The sequence below is a fragment of the Streptomyces sp. NPDC002276 genome (genome assembly GCF_053891435.1).
On record NZ_JBSFCQ010000006.1, the window covers coordinates 70,080 to 87,858 of the forward strand.

The following is a 17,779-nucleotide window of genomic DNA, read 5'->3' on the forward strand; positions in this document are numbered from 1 at the left end:
TCACCGCCGTGCCATCCGCCGATCAGTCCCAAACCCCCCAGAAGGGCGCATCCGTGACATACCCGGGGCCGCCCAGGCCGGCGCAGCTCTCCGCCACACCCCTCGCGGAACTCGCCGACCAACTGGGCGCCGCCGAGCCGGTGTCGACCGCCGAGGTCACGGGCATCACCCATGACTCGCGCGCCGTCCGCCCCGGCGACCTCTACGCCGCGCTGCCCGGCGCCCGTCTGCACGGCGCCGACTTCGTCACCCAGGCGGCCGGCCTCGGCGCCGTAGCGGTCCTCACGGACCCGGCGGGCGCCGACCGCGCGACCGCGACCGGCCTGCCGGTGCTGGTCGTAGCCGATCCGCGCGGGCAGATGGGCGAGCTGGCAGCCACCATCTACGGCCATCCCGGCCGCGATCTGCTCCAGATCGGCATCACCGGCACCTCCGGGAAGACGACCACCGCCTACCTCGTAGAGGGTGGGCTGAAAACGGTCCGGTCCACCGGTCTGATCGGCACGGTCGAGACCCGCATCGGCGACGAGCGCATGAAGTCGGAGCGCACGACCCCCGAAGCCACCGATCTCCAGGCCCTGTTCGCGGTCATGCTGGAGCGCGGGGTCGACGCGGTCGCCATGGAGGTCTCCAGCCACGCGCTGGTCCTCGGCCGGGTCGACGCCTGCGTCTTCGACGTCGCGGTCTTCACCAACCTCAGCCCGGAGCACATGGAGTTCCACTCCGGCATGGAGGACTACTTCCAGGCCAAGGCGCGGCTGTTCACACCGCTGCGCAGCAGGCAGGGAGTGGTCAACCTCGACGACGAGTACGGTCGCAGGCTCGCGCGCGAGGCCACGGTCCCCGTGACCACCTACTCCGCCGAGGGCAACCCGGACGCCGACTGGCGTGCCGAGGGCGTCGAAATCGGCCCCATGGACTCGACGTTCACCGCGGTCGGCCCCAAGGGCGAGCTGATCACCGCGAGATCGCCGCTGGCCGGCTCCTTCAACGTGGCCAACACCCTCGCGGCGATCGCCGCCCTGGCCACCGCGGGCCTCGACCCGCAGCTCGCCGCCGACGGCATCGCCGCCGTACCGGGCGTACCGGGGCGCCTGGAGCGCGTGGACGCCGGGCAGCCGTATCTCGCGGTCGTCGACTACGCGCACAAGACGGACGCCGTCGAATCGGTTCTCCGTGCGCTGCGCAAGGTCACCGAGGGCAAGGTGCACGTCGTGCTCGGCTGCGGCGGGGACCGGGACAAGACCAAGCGCGAGCCCATGGGTGCCGCTGTCGCCCGGCTCGCCGACACCGCCGTACTGACATCGGACAACCCCCGCTCCGAGGACCCCCTCGCGATCCTCGCGGCCATGCTCCAGGGGGCCGCGTCCGTGCCCGCGCACGAGCGCGGCGAGGTCCAGGTCTTCGAGGACCGGGCCGAGGCCATCGCCGCCGCCGTCGCCCGCGCACGGCCGGGCGACACCGTGCTGGTCGCGGGCAAGGGCCATGAGCAGGGCCAGGACATCGCCGGAGTGGTCCGTCCCTTCGACGACCGCCAGGTGCTTCGCGAAGCTATCCAGAAGACCCAGGGATGAACTTGTGATCGCCCTCTCCCTCGCCGAGATCGCAGAAGTCGTCGGCGGGCAGACGCACGACATACCGGATCCGTCCGTCCAGGTCACCGGCCCGGTGGTCCGCGACTCAAGGGAAGTGGAACCAGGCAGCCTCTTCGTCGCCTTCGTCGGCGAGCGCGTCGACGGCCACGACTTCGCGCAGGCGGTCGTCGAGGCGGGCGCGGTGGCCCTCCTGGCGTCCCGCCCGGTCGGCGTGCCCGCGATCGTCGTGGAGGACGTCCAGAGCGCCCTGGGCGCCCTCGCCCGCCATGTCGTACGACGGCTCGGCGCGACCCTCGTGGCCCTCACCGGCTCGGCGGGCAAGACCAGCACCAAGGACCTCATCGCCCAGGTGCTCGCCCGCAAGGCGCCCACAGTGTTCACGCCGGGATCGTTGAACAATGAAATCGGGCTGCCGCTGACCGCGCTGAGCGCCACCGACGAGACGCGGTTCCTCGTCCTGGAGATGGGCGCCCGCGGGATCGGTCACATCCGCTACCTCACGGATCTGACGCCCCCGCAGATCGGCCTCGTCCTGAACGTCGGCACCGCCCACATCGGCGAGTTCGGCGGCCGTGAGCAGATCGCGCAGGCAAAGGGCGAACTCGTGGAGGCGCTCCCTTCAGTTGAAGAGGGCGGTGTCGCGGTCCTCAACGCCGACGATCCGCTCGTACGGGCCATGGCGTCCCGTACGAAGGCGAAGGTGATCCTTTTCGGAGAGTCCGGCGAAGCGGACGTACGGGCCGAGAACGTCAGACTCACGGACAGCGGACAGCCCGCCTTCAGCCTTCACACACCCTCCGGGTGCAGCGAAGTGACCATGCGCCTGTACGGTGAGCACCACGTGTCGAACGCGCTCGCCGCGGCCGCCGTCGCCCATGAGCTGGGCATGTCCGCAGACGAGATCGCCACCGCGCTCTCCGAGGCGGGCTCCCTCTCCCGCTGGCGGATGGAGGTCACCGAGCGTTCGGACGGCGTGACCATCGTCAACGACGCCTACAACGCGAACCCCGAGTCCATGCGAGCCGCCTTGCGCGCGCTCGCGGCCATGGGCAAGGGGCGGCGGACCTGGGCGGTGCTCGGCAAGATGGCCGAGCTCGGGGACGAGGCGCTCGCCGAGCACGACGCGGTCGGACGGCTCGCTGTCCGGCTCAATGTCGGCAAGCTCGTCGCGGTCGGGGGCAGGGAAGCGTCCTGGCTGCAACTGGGCGCATATAACGAGGGTTCGTGGGGTGAGGAGTCGGTGCACGTGTCCGACGCACAGGCGGCGGTCGACCTGTTGCGCAGCGAGTTGCGCCCGGGAGACGTCGTTCTCGTGAAGGCGTCCCGGTCGGTCGGTCTGGAGAGCGTGGCGCAGGCGCTCGTCGAGGCCGGTACCGAGGGTGAGGTTGCCGCCCGATGATGAAGCAGATCCTGTTCTCAGGAGTCATCGGCCTGTTCCTGACCCTGGTGGGCACCCCGCTGCTGATCAAGCTGCTGGCCCGCAAGGGCTACGGCCAGTACATCCGTGACGACGGCCCGCGCGAGCACGCAAGCAAGCGCGGTACGCCGACGATGGGCGGTATCGCCTTCATCTTCGCGACGGTCGCCGCGTACTTCCTGTCCAAGGTCATCACCGGCTACACGCCGACCTATTCGGGTCTGCTGGTGCTCGGTCTGATGGTCGGCATGGGCCTGGTCGGCTTCCTCGACGACTACATCAAGATCGTCAAGCGGCGTTCGCTGGGCCTGCGGGCCAAGGCGAAGATGGCCGGCCAGCTGATCGTCGGCATCAGCTTCGCGGTGCTCGCCCTCCAGTTCCAGGACGCCCGCGGCAACACCCCGGCCTCCACGAAGCTGTCGTTCATCACGGACTTCGGCTGGAAGCTCGGCCCGATCCTGTTCGTGATCTGGGCGCTGTTCATGATCCTCGCGATGTCGAACGGCGTGAACCTGACGGACGGTCTGGACGGCCTCGCCACCGGCGCCTCGGTCCTGGTCTTCGGCGCCTACACCTTCATCGGTGTCTGGCAGTTCCAGGAGTCCTGCGCCAACGCGACGACACTGACCAACCCGAACGCCTGCTACGAGGTGCGCGATCCGCTCGACCTCGCGGTCATCGCCTCCGCGCTGATGGGGGCCTGCCTGGGCTTCCTGTGGTGGAACACCTCGCCGGCCAAGATCTTCATGGGGGACACCGGTTCGCTGGCCCTCGGCGGTGTCCTCACCGGTCTGGCGATCCTCTCCCGCACCGAGCTGCTCGTCGCCATCATGGGCGGCCTCTTCGTCCTCATCACCATGTCGGTGGTCATCCAGGTCGGCTCCTTCAAGCTCACCGGCAAGCGGGTCTTCCGAATGGCCCCGCTCCAGCACCACTTCGAACTCAAGGGCTGGTCCGAAGTGCTCGTGGTGGTCCGTTTCTGGATCATCCAGGGCATCTGCGTGATCGTCGGCCTTGGCCTCTTCTACGCGGGATGGGCAGCGGAAAAGTGACCGAAGGGCAGGGGCTCTCCTTCGAGGGCAAGCACGTCACCGTCGCCGGACTCGGAGTCTCCGGGATCCCGGCGGCCAAGGTCCTGCACGGCCTCGGCGCGCTCGTCACGGTCGTCAACGACGGCGACGACGAGCGCTCCCGGGCCCAGGCGGCCGACCTGGAGGCGCTCGGCATCACCGTGCGCCTCGGCGACGGGGAGAGCCTGCCCGAGGGCACCGAACTGATCGTCACCACCCCCGGCTGGCAGCCCGACAAGCCGCTGTTCACGGCGGCCCGCGAGGCGGGCGTAGAGGTGTGGGGGGACGTGGAGCTGGCCTGGCGCCTGCGCGGCCCCGAAGCGGCCCCCTGGCTCGCCGTCACCGGCACCAACGGCAAGACCACCACCGTCCAGATGCTCGCCTCCATCCTGAAGGCGGGCGGCCTGCGCACGGCGGCGGTCGGCAACATCGGCGTCTCGGTCCTGGAGGCCGTACTCGGGGACGAGCGGTACGACGTCCTCGCCGTCGAACTGTCGAGCTATCAGCTGCACTGGGCGCCCTCGGTCCGCGCCCACTCCGCCGCCGTTCTCAACCTGGCGCCCGACCACCTCGACTGGCACGGCTCCATGGAGGCGTACGCCGCCGACAAGGGCCGTATCTACGAAGGCAATCGGGTCGCCTGCGTCTACAACGTCGCCGACAAGGCCACCGAGGACCTGGTCCGCGAGGCCGACGTCGAGGAGGGGTGCCGGGCCATCGGGTTCACGCTGGGCAGCCCCGGGCCGTCCCAACTCGGCGTCGTGGACGGCATCCTGGTCGACCGCGCCTTCGTCGAGGACCGGCAGCGCAACGCGCAGGAGCTGGCGGAGATCTCCGACGTCAATCCGCCGGTCCCGCACAACATCGCCAACGCCCTTGCCGCCGCTGCCCTCGCGCGCGCCTTCGGGGTGCCCGCCAAGGCCGTACGGGACGGGCTGCGGGCCTTCACGCCCGACGCGCACCGCATCGCGCACGTGGCCGACGTGGACGGTGTCACGTACATCGACGACTCCAAGGCCACCAACACCCATGCGGCGGAAGCCTCGTTGGCGGCCTACGAGTCGATCGTGTGGATCGCGGGCGGACTCGCCAAGGGCGCCGTCTTCGACGAACTCGTCGCCAAGTCGGCAAAGCGACTTCGGGGCGCGGTGCTGATCGGCGCCGATCGTGCGCTCATCCGGGAAGCCCTCGCGCGACACGCCCCGGAAGTACCCGTCGTCGACCTCGCCCGGACCGACACTGGGGCGATGCTCGCGGCTGTCCAGGAGGCACAGCGGCTCGCCGCCGCCGGCGACACGGTGCTGCTCGCCCCGGCCTGCGCCTCCATGGACATGTTCGCCAACTACAAGAAGCGCGGTGACGCGTTCGCCCAGGCGGTTCGCGAACTCGGCGCCTGACCGACGTGAGCGGAGGCGCTGATGCCCAGTAGCCGTACCGGCCGGCCGCCCGTGCAGCAGCGGCCCCCCAGACGTCCCGCCGCCGCACGGACCGTACGGGACAACCCCGTACGACGGCTGTACGCCAACGCGCGGCGGGCCTGGGACCGGCCGCTGACCGCCTATTACCTGATCGCCGGCGGCAGCGTGCTGATCACCGTGCTCGGTCTGGTGATGGTCTACTCGGCCTCCCAGATCACGGCACTCCAACTCTCGCTGCCCGGCTCGTATTTCTTCCGCAAACAGTTTCTCGCCGCCTGTATCGGCGGGGTGCTGGCGCTGGCCGCCTCGCGGATGCCGGTCAAACTGCACCGGGCGCTGGCCTATCCGATCCTCGCGGGCGCCGTCTTCATGATGGCGCTGGTGCAGCTGCCGGGGATAGGGATGTCGGTCAACGGCAACCGCAACTGGATCTCGCTCGGCGGCTCCTTCCAGATCCAGCCCAGCGAGTTCGGCAAGCTCGCCCTCGTCCTGTGGGGCGCCGACCTGCTCGCCCGCAAACAGGACAAGGCGATGCTGTCCCAGTGGAAGCACATGCTGGTGCCGCTGGTGCCGGTCGCGTTCATGCTGCTCGGACTGATCATGCTCGGCGGCGACATGGGGACGGCGATCATCCTCACCGCGATCCTGTTCGGCCTGCTCTGGCTGGCCGGAGCGCCGACCCGGCTGTTCGCCGGTGTGCTGTCGATCGCGGGTGTGATCGGTGTGATCCTCATCAAGACCAGCCCCAACCGGATGGCCCGGCTGGCCTGCATCGGCGCCACCGAGCCCAAGACCGGGGTCGCCGACTGCTGGCAGGCCGTGCACGGGATCTACGCGCTCGCATCGGGCGGGATCTTCGGCTCCGGGCTCGGCGCGAGTGTGGAGAAATGGGGTCAACTCCCCGAAGCCCACACGGACTTCATCTTCGCCGTCACCGGTGAGGAACTGGGTCTGGCGGGCACGCTGTCGGTCCTCGCCCTCTTCGCGGCTCTAGGCTATGCGGGTATCCGCGTGGCCGGACGCACGGAGGACCCCTTCGTGAGGTATGCCGCGGGAGGCGTGACCACCTGGATCACCGCTCAGGCGGTGATCAACATCGGTGCGGTGCTCGGCCTGCTGCCGATCGCCGGCGTCCCGCTCCCGCTGTTCTCCTACGGGGGTTCCGCCCTGCTGCCGACCATGTTCGCCATCGGGTTGCTGATCGCCTTCGCGCGCGACGACCCCGCTGCGCGGGCGGCGCTTGCGATGCGGCAACCCCGCTTTGGTAGAAAACGGGGGGCCAGGGGACCCGGTTCCGGCCGGAGTCCCCGCAGATGGAACACGATGAGACGGCGTGCCTCGGCGGCGCGTTCGTCCGGAGAGCGGTGAATTTCGGTGCATGTCGTACTCGCCGGTGGGGGGACCGCCGGCCACATCGAGCCCGCGCTCGCCCTCGCGGACGCCCTGCGCAGGCAGGACCCCACCGTGGGGATCACGGCGCTGGGCACGGAACGCGGCCTTGAGACCCGCCTCGTACCCGAGCGGGGCTACGAACTCGCGCTGATCCCCGCCGTACCGCTGCCCCGCAAGCCCACCCCGGAACTGATCACCGTACCGGGCCGGTTGCGCGGCACGATCAAGGCCGCCGAGCAGATCCTGGAGCGCACCAAGGCGGACGCGGTCGTCGGCTTCGGCGGCTATGTGGCGCTGCCCGGCTATCTCGCGGCCAAGCGCCTCGGGGTGCCGATCGTGATCCACGAGGCCAACGCCAGGCCCGGGTTGGCCAACAAGATCGGCTCGCGCTACGCGGCCCAGGTCGCCGTCTCCACCCCGGACAGCAAGCTGCGGGGCGCCCGTTACATCGGCATCCCGCTGCGCCGCTCCATCGCCCTCCTGGACCGCGCGGCCGTACGCCCGCAGGCGCGGGCCGCGTTCGGGCTCGACCCGAACCTGCCGACGCTGCTGGTCTCCGGCGGTTCACAGGGCGCCCGGCACCTCAACGAGGTCGTCGAGCGGGTCGCGCCGTACCTCCAACAGGCCGGAATCCAGATCCTGCACGCGGTCGGCCCGAAGAACGAACTGCCGCAGGTGCACCAGATGCCGGGGATGCCCCCCTACATCCCGGTACCGTACGTGGACCGGATGGACCTCGCGTACGCCGCGGCCGACATGATGCTCTGCCGCGCGGGCGCGATGACCGTCGCCGAACTCTCCGCCGTCGGACTCCCGGCCGCCTACGTCCCGCTGCCCATCGGCAACGGCGAACAGCGGCTGAACGCCCAGCCGGTGGTCAAGGCCGGCGGCGGACTCCTGGTCGACGACGCGGAACTGACGCCCGAGTGGGTCCAGGGCAACGTCCTGCCCGTGCTCGCCGACCCGCACCGGCTGTACGAGATGTCGCGCGCGGCAAGCGAGTTCGGCCGCCGGGACGCCGACGACCTGCTCGTCGGCATGGTGTACGAGGCGATCGCCTCGCGACACCGCTAGCCCTATGTGAGAGAGGCAGGGGATCGTGGCCGGACCGACGACCGCCGAACGCGGTGAACGCCAACAGGAGTCGTCCGGCCCGCCCCTTGTCCGGCGCCTGGGGCGTCGGCGCCTCCGTCTGATTGTCGTACTCGCCCTCGCCGGGGCCCTGTTGGGCACCGCCGCGGTCTGGCTGCTCTACGGCTCGCAGTGGTTGCGGGTGGAGAAGGTTTCGGTCTCCGGGACCAGGGTCCTGACGCCGGAACAGGTGCGCGAAGCCGCCGGCGTACCGGTCGGCGGACCGCTCATTTCCGTCGACACCGATACGATCGAAGCCCGACTCCGCAGGAAATTGCCCCGAATTGACACTGTTGACGTAGTCCGTTCCTGGCCGCATGGAATCGGGCTGAAAGTGACCGAACGCAGCCCGGTCCTGGTGGTGAAAAAGGGCGGAAACTTTGTCGAAGTGGACGACGAGGGCGTGCGATTCGCCACCGTTTCCACGCCACCGAAGTCCGTCCCCACCCTCGAATTGACGCTCTCTCCCACGGCTTCCTCCACCGCCGGCCTGCGCCGCTTCGGCGAGGACCGACTCGTCCGCGAGGCGGTGCGCGTCGCGGGTGACATTCCGGCCGCGGTCGCACGCGACACACAGGTCGTCAAGGTCCGTTCCTACGACGACATCTCACTGGAGTTGAGCGGTGGCCGGACCGTCTCTTGGGGAAGCGGCGACAAGGGCGCGGCGAAGGCGCGTACGCTCACCGCTCTCATGAAAGCAGCTTCCGGAGCCCGGCACTTCGACGTAAGTGTTCCCACCGCCCCTGCGTCAGCCGGGAGTTGACGCACATTCGCGCAGGCCAGCACCCTGGTTGGGCAGCGCTACGGCTGATCACATAGGGTGAAAAGAAAAACGGGAGGTTCGGCGTGTTCGTTGAACGTGCGCCACTTGTCGACTTAGTGTCCTGTTCAGAAGACTTCAAGGAACGGACACACTGGTAACCCTAAACTTCAACGTTAGGGTTCGGGTCGGCGCTACGGACCGTCCCATTCGGCATCTGCCGTCCCGCGCGGGAACCGCACGGAGACGGCGACGTAATTCGAGGCGAGAGGCCTTCGACGTGGCAGCACCGCAGAACTACCTCGCAGTCATCAAGGTCATCGGTGTCGGCGGCGGTGGTGTCAATGCCATCAACCGGATGATCGAGGTCGGTCTCAAGGGCGTCGAGTTCATCGCCATCAACACCGACGCGCAGGCGCTGTTGATGAGCGACGCCGACGTCAAACTCGACGTCGGACGCGAACTCACCCGCGGACTCGGCGCCGGCGCCAACCCGGCCGTCGGTCGCAAGGCCGCCGAGGATCACCGCGAGGAGATCGAGGAGGTCCTCAAGGGGGCCGACATGGTCTTCGTGACGGCCGGCGAGGGCGGCGGCACCGGCACCGGCGGCGCCCCCGTCGTGGCCAACATCGCCCGCTCCCTGGGCGCGTTGACCATCGGCGTGGTCACCCGCCCCTTCACCTTCGAGGGACGGCGCCGGGCCAACCAGGCGGAGGACGGCATCGCCGAACTCCGCGAAGAGGTCGACACCCTCATCGTCATCCCGAACGACCGCCTGCTGTCCATCTCGGATCGCCAGGTCTCGGTCCTCGACGCCTTCAAGTCGGCGGACCAGGTCCTGCTCTCCGGCGTCCAGGGCATCACCGATCTCATCACCACGCCCGGCCTGATCAACCTCGACTTCGCCGACGTCAAGTCCGTGATGTCCGAGGCCGGTTCGGCCCTCATGGGCATCGGCTCGGCCCGCGGCGACGACCGCGCGGTGGCGGCGGCCGAGATGGCGATCTCCTCGCCGCTCCTCGAAGCCTCCATCGACGGCGCCCGCGGCGTCCTGCTCTCCATCTCCGGCGGCTCCGACCTCGGCCTGTTCGAGATCAACGAAGCGGCCCAACTGGTCAGCGAGGCCGCCCACCCCGAGGCCAACATCATCTTCGGCGCGGTCATCGACGACGCCCTGGGCGACGAGGTCCGGGTCACGGTCATCGCGGCCGGCTTCGACGGCGGCCAGCCGCCGACCCGCCGCGAGACGACCATGGGCTCGTCCTCGGCCCGCCGCGACGAGCCGACTCCGGTACGGCAGGAGAGCCGTCCGTCCTTCGGCTCGCTCGGCAGCGTCAAGCCCAAGGAGGAGCCGGAGCCCGCCCAGGAGCCGGTCGCCGACCTTCCGATCGCCCCGCCGGTCCCGCCGTCGCGGACCTACTCGGACAGCGCGGCCGAGGAGCTGGACGTACCGGACTTCCTGAAGTGATAGGACAGTTCGACACCGTGAGCGGCGCGCACTTCGCCTTCACCGACAGGTGGGGCGGGGTGAGCGCCGTTCCGTACGAGGAGCTCAACCTCGGCGACGCGGTCGGCGACGAACCCGACGCGGTCCGTGCCAATCGCGAACTGGCCGCCAAGTCACTCGACTTGGACCCGGCGCTGGTGGTCTGGATGAACCAGGTGCACGGCACGGACGTGGCGGTCGTCGACGGTCCCCGGGGCGCCGCCGACATCCCCTCCGTGGACGCGCTCGTCACCGCCCGGCGCGGACTCGCCCTCGCGGTCCTGACCGCCGACTGCACGCCGGTCCTGCTCGCCGACCCGGTCGCCGGGATCGCGGGCGCGGCCCACGCCGGACGCCCGGGCATGGTGGCAGGGGTCGTACCCGCCGTCGTACGGGCCATGACGGAACTCGGCGCTGATCCCGCCCGGATCGTCGCCCGCACCGGACCCGCCGTCTGCGGCCGGTGCTACGAAGTGCCCGCGGACATGCGCGCCGATGTCGCCGCCGTGGAACCGGCGGCGTACGCCGAGACGAGTTGGGGCACTCCCGCGGTCGACGTGACCGCCGGAGCGCACGCGCAACTCGACCGGCTCGGGGTGCGCGACCGGGAGCGGTCGCCGGTGTGCACCCGTGAATCGGGCGACCACTTCTCGTACCGCCGCGACCGCGTCACCGGGCGGTTCGCGAGCTATGTGTGGTTGGACTGACGGGACATGACGGACCGTAGGGACGAACTCGCCGTAAATCTGGCGAAAGTCGAGGAGCGCATCACCGCCGCCTGTGCCGCGGCCGGGCGGAAGCGCGAAGAGGTGACCCTGATCGTGGTCACCAAGACCTATCCGGCGAGCGACGTACGGACGTTGGCCGAACTCGGTGTGCGTCATGTCGCCGAGAACCGGGACCAGGACGCGGCCCCGAAGGCGTCCGAATGCGCGGATCTGCCGCTGAGTTGGCACTTCGTCGGTCAGTTGCAGACCAACAAGGTGCGATCCGTGGCCGGTTACGCCGATGTCGTGCAGTCGGTCGACCGGGCCCGGCTCGTGACCGCACTGTCGAAGGAGACCGAGCGCTCCGGGCGCGAACTGGGCTGTCTCATCCAGGTCGCGCTGGACGCGGGAGTGAGCGGGCGGGGCGAGCGCGGTGGCGTCGGACCGGGCGGCATCGCGGAGTTGGCCGACCTGGTGGCCGGCTCCCCGGGGCTGCGGCTCGACGGTCTGATGACCGTCGCTCCGCTCACCGGGGAGTACGCGGGACGCCAACAGGAGGCGTTCGGGCGGTTGATGGATTTGTCGACTGACCTGCGCCGAGCCCATCCGGCTGCGAACATGGTGTCGGCAGGGATGAGTGCGGACCTCGAACAGGCCGTGGCAGCCGGAGCGACACATGTACGCGTCGGCACTGCGGTACTCGGCGTCCGCCCCAGGCTCGGGTAACGTCGCCAGGAAGTCGGACCACAGCAGAAAATATGGTCATTGCCGCCGCAGGCGGGCACAACGACCTCGTGGATCGCGGGCACTTGGCAGTCGTCAGCCGATCCACCACAGAGCGGAGGACTCAGAGAATGGCCGGCGCGATGCGCAAGATGGCGGTCTACCTCGGCCTCGTGGAGGACGATGGGTACGACGGCCGGGGTTTCGACCCCGACGACGACTTCGAACCCGAACTGGACCCGGAGCCCGAGCGGGACCGTCGACGGCACGAGCCGTCGCACCAGGCACACAGTTCACATCAGTCCCAAAGGGACGAACCGGTACGAGTGGTGCAGCCTCCGGCCCCTCGCGACCCGGTGTCCCATTCCGCTTCACTGGGTGCGGAATCAGGGCGTCCGGCGCGCATCGCGCCCGTGGCATCCATCACACAAGAACGCCAGTCCCTGGAGAAGAACGCACCGGTGATCATGCCCAAGGTCGTGTCGGAACGAGAGCCTTACCGGATCACCACACTTCACCCCCGGACCTACAACGAGGCCCGTACCATCGGGGAACACTTCCGTGAAGGCACCCCGGTGATCATGAATCTGACTGAGATGGATGACACAGACGCCAAGCGACTTGTCGACTTTGCGGCCGGTTTGGTGTTTGGTCTTCACGGCAGCATCGAGCGGGTGACGCAGAAGGTGTTCCTGTTGTCGCCTGCTAACGTCGATGTCACGGCGGAGGACAAGGCCCGCATCGCAGAGGGCGGGTTCTTCAATCAGAGCTGAGACAGACAGCCGCTAGGAAGCACGGAACAGGGGAGAGGGAAAGACAGACCATGAGCGTGTTCGCGCAGGTGATCTACATCGCGCTGATGGTGTTCCTCATCGTGCTCATCTTCCGGTTGGTCATGGACTACGTCTTCCAGTTCGCCCGCTCATGGCAACCCGGCAAGGCGATGGTGGTCGTTCTGGAGGCCGCCTACACTGTCACCGATCCACCGTTGAAGCTTCTGCGGCGGTTCATCCCGCCGTTGCGTCTCGGGGGCGTGGCGCTCGACCTGTCCTTCTTCGTCCTGATGATCATCGTCTACATCTTGATCTCTATCGTGGGCAATCTCGCGAGGTGACAGTGGACGATACGGTCTTGCCGACTGCCGATGACTACGTTGAGGTGAAGAGATGCCGTTGACCCCCGAGGACGTGCGGAACAAGCAGTTCACGACCGTCCGCCTCCGAGAAGGCTATGACGAGGACGAGGTCGATGCCTTCCTCGACGAGGTCGAAGCCGAACTGACGCGCCTGCTGCGCGAGAACGAGGACCTGCGCGCCAAGCTGGCCGCGGCCACGCGCGCCGCTGCGCAGAACCAGCAGAACATGCGCAAGCCCCCCGAACAGGACCAGCAGCAGGGCGGCATGCAGCAACAGGGGATGCCCCAGCAGGGCATGCCCCCGCAAGGCATGCCGCAACAGGGCATGCCGCAGCAGGGCATGCGCGGTCCGGGCGCCCCGGTGCCCGCCGGCATATCGGGCCCGCCGCAGCAGCAGATGGGCGGCCCCATGGGCGGCCCGCCCCAGCTGCCGAGCGGTGCCCCGCAGCTGCCGCCCGGCCCCGGCCAGGGTGGCCCGCAGGGCCAGGGTCCGATGGGACAGGGCCCCATGGGTCAGGGTCCGATGCAGGGCCAGATGGGCCAGGGTCAGATGGGCCAGGGCCCCATGCAGGGCCAGATGCAGCAGATGGGCCAGGGCCCGATGCAGGGTCAGATGGGCCAGCCCCCCATGCAGCAGCAGATGGGCATGGGCGGACCGATGGGCGGCGGCATGCCGCAGCAGGGCCCCGGTGGCGACAGCGCCGCCCGTGTCCTCTCGCTGGCCCAGCAGACCGCCGACCAGGCGATCGCCGAGGCGCGTTCCGAGGCCAACAAGATCGTTGGCGAGGCCCGTTCGCGCGCCGAGGGTCTTGAGCGCGACGCCCGTGCCAAGGCCGACGCCCTGGAGCGGGACGCGCAGGAGAAGCACCGCGTCGCGATGGGCTCCCTGGAGTCCGCCCGCGCCACGCTGGAGCGCAAGGTCGAGGACCTGCGCGGCTTCGAGCGCGAGTACCGCACGCGTCTGAAGTCCTACCTGGAGTCCCAGCTGCGCCAGTTGGAGACCCAGGCCGACGACTCGCTGGCTCCGCCGCGTGCTCCGGCCGCCGCGTCGCTTCCGCCGTCCCCGGCGCCCTCGATGGCCCCGGCCGGCGCGAGTGCCCCGTCGTACGGCGGCCCGCAGGGTATGGGTGGCATGGGCGGCATGGGAGGTGGCCCGGCTCCGGCCGGTCCGTCCTACGGCGGCCAGCAGCAGATGTCCCCGGCCATGACCCAGCCGATGGCTCCGGTACGGCCGCAGGGCCCCTCCCCGATGGGCCAGGCTCCCTCGCCGATGCGCGGCTTCCTGATCGACGAGGACGACAACTGACCGGCCTGTAGTACGCCTCAGGCGTCGGCAGCGTTCAAAGGGCGGGGCCCCCGGAATCTTCCGGGGGCCCCGCCCTTGTTCCTTGGGGGCGCGGGGAACCGCGCACGGCTCCGGTCCGACCCGAGGCAATGAGAAGGGCCCAGCCTCCTCCATGGAGACCGGGCCCTTCTTCACACCAGTGGTGCTTACGCCTTACGGAGGCGGAACACCAGCGACAGACCTTCATCCGTGAACGGCACACCGTACGCGTCGTCCGCCTCGCCCTGGGCGAAGTCCGTCGCCAACACCTCGTCGGCGATCAGCGCCGCGTGCTCGGCCAACGCCGAGATGACCTCAGGGTCCGTCGACGTCCAGCGCAGCGCGATCCGGTCGGCCACGTCCAGGCCGCTGTTCTTGCGGGCCTCCTGGATCAGCCGGATCGCGTCACGGGCCAGGCCCGCCTGCCGCAGCTCCTCCGTGATCTCCAGGTCGAGCGCGACCGTCGCACCCGAGTCGGACGCCACGGACCAGCCCTCGCGCGGGGTCTCTGTGATGATCACCTCATCCGGAGCCAGCGTGATGGTCTCGCCGTCCACCTCGACGGTCGCCGTGCCCTCGCGCAGGGCGAGCGACAGGGCAGCCGCGTCGGCGTTCGCGACGGCCTTCGCCACATCCTGGACGCGCTTGCCGAACCGCTTGCCCAGCGCGCGGAAGTTGGCCTTCGCGGTCGTGTCGACCAGCGAGCCGCCGACCTCGCTCAGCGAGGCGAGCCCCTCGACGTTCAGCTCCTCCGTGATCTGCGCGTGCAGTTCGCGGTCCAGGGCGGCGAAGCCCGTCGCCGCGATCAGCGCGCGGGACAGCGGCTGGCGCGTCTTGACGCCCGACTCCGCGCGCGTGGCCCGGCCCAGCTCCACCAGACGCCGTACGAGGACCATCTGCTTCGACAGCTCCGGGTCGATGACGGACAGGTCCGCCTCCGGCCACGAGGACAGGTGGACCGACTCGGGGGCGCCCGGGGTCACCGGGACGATCAGGTCCTGCCAGACCCGCTCGGTGATGAACGGGGTCAGCGGGGCCATCAGCTTGGTGACCGTCTCGACGACCTCGTGCAGGGTGCGCAGCGCGGCCTTGTCGCCCTGCCAGAAGCGGCGCCGGGAGCGGCGGACGTACCAGTTGGAGAGGTCGTCGACGAACGCCGACAGGAGCTTGCCGGCGCGCTGGGTGTCGTACGCCTCCAGAGCCTGCGTCACCTGGTCGGTGAGCGCGTGGAGTTCGGAGAGCAGCCAGCGGTCCAGGACCGGGCGGTCGGCCGGGGCCGGGTCCGCCGCGCTCGGCGCCCAGTCGGACGTGCGCGCGTACAGGGCCTGGAAGGCGACCGTGTTCCAGTACGTCAGGAGCGTCTTGCGGACGACCTCCTGGATGGTGCCGTGACCCACCCGGCGGGCCGCCCACGGGGAACCGCCCGCCGCCATGAACCACCGCACCGCGTCCGCGCCGTGCTGGTCCATCAGCGGGATCGGCTGCAGGATGTTGCCCAGGTGCTTGGACATCTTGCGGCCGTCCTCGGCGAGGATGTGGCCGAGGCACACCACGTTCTCGTACGACGACTTGTCGAAGACCAGGGTGCCGATCGCCATCAGCGTGTAGAACCAGCCGCGGGTCTGGTCGATCGCCTCGGAGATGAACTGCGCCGGGTAGCGGGACTCGAACATCTCCTTGTTCTTGTACGGGTAGCCCCACTGCGCGAACGGCATCGAACCCGAGTCGTACCAGGCGTCGATGACCTCGGGCACGCGCGTGGCCGTTTCGCCGCACTGGGGGCAGGCGAAGGTGACCGCGTCGATGAACGGGCGGTGCGGGTCCAGCTCCGACTGGTCGGTGCCGGTCAGCTCGGTCAGCTCCGCGCGGGAGCCCACGACCGTGAGGTGGTCGTCCGCGCAGCGCCAGATCGGCAGCGGGGTGCCCCAGTAGCGGCTGCGGGACAGCGCCCAGTCGATGTTGTTGTTCAGCCAGTCGCCGTACCGGCCGTGCTTGACGGTGTCCGGGAACCAGTTGGTGTTCTCGTTCTCCTGGAGGAGGCGGTCCTTGACGGCCGTGGTGCGGATGTACCAGGAGGGCTGCGCGTAGTACAGGAGCGCGGTGTGGCAGCGCCAGCAGTGCGGGTAACTGTGCTCGTACGGCACGTGCTTGAAGAGCAGACCGCGGTCCTTCAGGTCCTCGGTGAGCTTTTCGTCGGCCTTCTTGAAGAAGACACCGCCCACGAGCGGGACGTCCTCGGCGAACGTGCCGTTCGGACGGACCGGGTTCACGACCGGCAGGCCGTACGCGCGGCAGACCTTGAGGTCCTCCTCGCCGAAGGCGGGGGACTGGTGGACCAGACCCGTACCGTCCTCGGTCGTCACGTACTCTGCGTTCACCACGTAGTGGGCGGGTTCCGGGAACTCAACCAGCTCGAACGGACGTTGATACGTCCAGCGCTCCATCTCTGTGCCGGTGAAGGTCTCACCGGTGGTCTCCCAGCCCTCGCCGAGGGCCTTGGCGAGCAGCGGCTCGGCGACGACGAGCTGCTCCTCGCCGTTCGTCGCGACGACGTAGGTGACCCCGGGGTGGGCGGCGACGGCCGTGTTGGACACCAGCGTCCAGGGCGTCGTCGTCCAGACCAGGAGCGCGGCGCGGCCGGCCAGCGGACCGGAGGTGAGCGGGAAACGGACGTACACGGAGGGGTCGACGACCGTCTCGTAGCCCTGCGCCAGCTCGTGGTCCGAGAGGCCCGTCTGGTCGCGCGGGCACCAGGGGGCGACGCGGTAGTCCTGGACCAGCAGGCCCTTGTTGAAGATCTCCTTGAGCGACCACCAGACCGACTCGATGTACTCCGGGTCCATGGTCCGGTAGGCGTCGTCGAGGTCGACCCAGTACCCCATGCGGGTCGTCAGCTCGGTGAAGGCGTCGGTGTGCCGGGTCACGGAGGCGCGGCACTTGTCGTTGAACTCGGCGATGCCGTACGCCTCGATGTCCTGCTTGTCGGTGAAGCCCAGCTCCTTCTCGACCGCCAGCTCCACCGGGAGGCCGTGGCAGTCCCAGCCGGCCTTGCGGCCCACGTGGTAGCCGCGCATGGTCCGGAAGCGGGGGAAGACGTCCTTGAAGACGCGCGCCTCGATGTGGTGGGCGCCCGGCATGCCGTTGGCAGTGGGCGGGCCCTCGTAGAACACCCACTCGGGGCGCCCCTCGGACTGGTCCAGGGTCTTGGCGAAGATCTTCTGCTCGCGCCAGAAGTCGAGCACGGCGTGCTCCAGCGCGGGCAGGTCGACCTGGGCGGGCACCTGGCGGTACGTCGGCGTTGTCATCAGCGAGCTTCCTCCGGCGGACTTTCTGCCTTCCGTCCGGAGGGACGAGAGCTACGACTTTCCGTACGCCGTGTGCGGCGCGCTCCCGCGGTACCACCCTCCTTGGCTCCCCGGTGCACCCTGCGCACCAGTGAGCCCCCTCATTGGGGTCGCGATACCGGGTCTACTCGCCACGGCCGGTCGGCTGCGGCTTTCTTCCGGCGGCTCCGGGGTGATCTTCACGTCGCGCCGGCCCCCGGGCTTCCACCGTCCCCGGGTCGCTCTGGGCTGCGTACGCCGCTACTCGTCCCCATCCACGCTTCTCGCTCCGCCCAGT

The 17,779-nt window shown here is 69.4% G+C and carries 14 protein-coding genes; 13 read left to right on the top strand and 1 reads right to left on the bottom strand.

From position 1 onward, the window contains the following. Positions 1–53: 53 nt before the first annotated feature. The 13 genes from ACWIHT_RS17160 to ACWIHT_RS17220 all read left to right on the top strand — a co-directional run bounded on the left by ACWIHT_RS17160 (position 54) and on the right by ACWIHT_RS17220 (position 14,140). Complete coding sequence (locus ACWIHT_RS17160; RefSeq protein ID WP_456168943.1) at positions 54–1,574, top strand: UDP-N-acetylmuramoyl-L-alanyl-D-glutamate--2,6-diaminopimelate ligase; 1,521 nt, start codon at positions 54–56, stop codon at positions 1,572–1,574. A gap of 4 nt (positions 1,575–1,578) precedes the next feature. Then, the gene (locus ACWIHT_RS17165; protein WP_456168944.1) at positions 1,579–2,994 is read left to right on the top strand and encodes a UDP-N-acetylmuramoyl-tripeptide--D-alanyl-D-alanine ligase; all 1,416 of its coding nucleotides are present in this window, start codon (positions 1,579–1,581) and stop codon (positions 2,992–2,994) included. Further along, positions 2,991–4,064 carry a phospho-N-acetylmuramoyl-pentapeptide-transferase gene (gene mraY, locus ACWIHT_RS17170; RefSeq protein ID WP_200712987.1) on the top strand — a complete coding sequence of 358 codons (1,074 nt, stop codon included), beginning with the start codon at positions 2,991–2,993 and terminating at the stop codon, positions 4,062–4,064. Before ACWIHT_RS17165 ends, mraY begins: the two co-directional genes overlap by 4 nt. Further along, on the top strand, positions 4,046–5,479 hold the full coding sequence (murD, locus tag ACWIHT_RS17175) for a UDP-N-acetylmuramoyl-L-alanine--D-glutamate ligase (RefSeq protein ID WP_456168945.1): 1,434 nt from the start codon (positions 4,046–4,048) through the stop codon (positions 5,477–5,479). The genes mraY and murD overlap by 19 nt, the downstream gene beginning before the upstream one ends. A gap of 21 nt (positions 5,480–5,500) precedes the next feature. Next, positions 5,501–6,868, top strand: a complete 1,368-nt coding sequence (gene ftsW / locus ACWIHT_RS17180; RefSeq protein ID WP_456168946.1) for a putative lipid II flippase FtsW — start codon at positions 5,501–5,503, stop codon at positions 6,866–6,868. A gap of 6 nt (positions 6,869–6,874) precedes the next feature. Next, positions 6,875–7,966: an undecaprenyldiphospho-muramoylpentapeptide beta-N-acetylglucosaminyltransferase gene (gene murG / locus ACWIHT_RS17185; protein ID WP_019067754.1), complete on the top strand. Its 1,092-nt coding sequence runs from the start codon at positions 6,875–6,877 to the stop codon at positions 7,964–7,966. 25 nt (positions 7,967–7,991) lie between these two features. Beyond that, positions 7,992–8,786: a cell division protein FtsQ/DivIB gene (locus ACWIHT_RS17190; RefSeq protein WP_456168947.1), complete on the top strand. Its 795-nt coding sequence runs from the start codon at positions 7,992–7,994 to the stop codon at positions 8,784–8,786. A 277-nt stretch (positions 8,787–9,063) separates the two neighbouring features. Further along, positions 9,064–10,251 (top strand): cell division protein FtsZ, encoded by a 1,188-nt coding sequence (ftsZ, locus tag ACWIHT_RS17195; RefSeq protein ID WP_456168948.1) that lies wholly within the window; start codon positions 9,064–9,066, stop codon positions 10,249–10,251. Then, positions 10,248–10,976, top strand: a complete 729-nt coding sequence (gene pgeF / locus ACWIHT_RS17200) for a peptidoglycan editing factor PgeF (RefSeq protein ID WP_456168949.1) — start codon at positions 10,248–10,250, stop codon at positions 10,974–10,976. The genes ftsZ and pgeF overlap by 4 nt, the downstream gene beginning before the upstream one ends. 6 nt (positions 10,977–10,982) lie before the next feature. Continuing rightward, a complete protein-coding gene (locus tag ACWIHT_RS17205; RefSeq protein WP_456168950.1) occupies positions 10,983–11,702 on the top strand; it encodes a YggS family pyridoxal phosphate-dependent enzyme in 720 nt (239 codons plus the stop codon). 128 nt (positions 11,703–11,830) lie between these two features. Next, positions 11,831–12,472 carry a cell division protein SepF gene (locus tag ACWIHT_RS17210; RefSeq protein WP_026178397.1) on the top strand — a complete coding sequence of 214 codons (642 nt, stop codon included), beginning with the start codon at positions 11,831–11,833 and terminating at the stop codon, positions 12,470–12,472. 50 nt (positions 12,473–12,522) lie between these two features. Next, a complete protein-coding gene (locus ACWIHT_RS17215; RefSeq protein ID WP_019062316.1) occupies positions 12,523–12,813 on the top strand; it encodes a YggT family protein in 291 nt (96 codons plus the stop codon). A 52-nt stretch (positions 12,814–12,865) separates the two neighbouring features. Beyond that, positions 12,866–14,140 carry a DivIVA domain-containing protein gene (locus ACWIHT_RS17220; protein WP_456168951.1) on the top strand — a complete coding sequence of 425 codons (1,275 nt, stop codon included), beginning with the start codon at positions 12,866–12,868 and terminating at the stop codon, positions 14,138–14,140. Positions 14,141–14,325: 185 nt separating this feature from the next. Here ACWIHT_RS17220 and ileS read toward each other — a convergent pair whose 3' ends face one another. After that, the gene (gene ileS / locus ACWIHT_RS17225) at positions 14,326–17,463 is read right to left on the bottom strand and encodes an isoleucine--tRNA ligase (RefSeq protein ID WP_456168952.1); all 3,138 of its coding nucleotides are present in this window, start codon (positions 17,461–17,463) and stop codon (positions 14,326–14,328) included. Between the last annotated feature and the right edge of the window lie 316 nt (positions 17,464–17,779).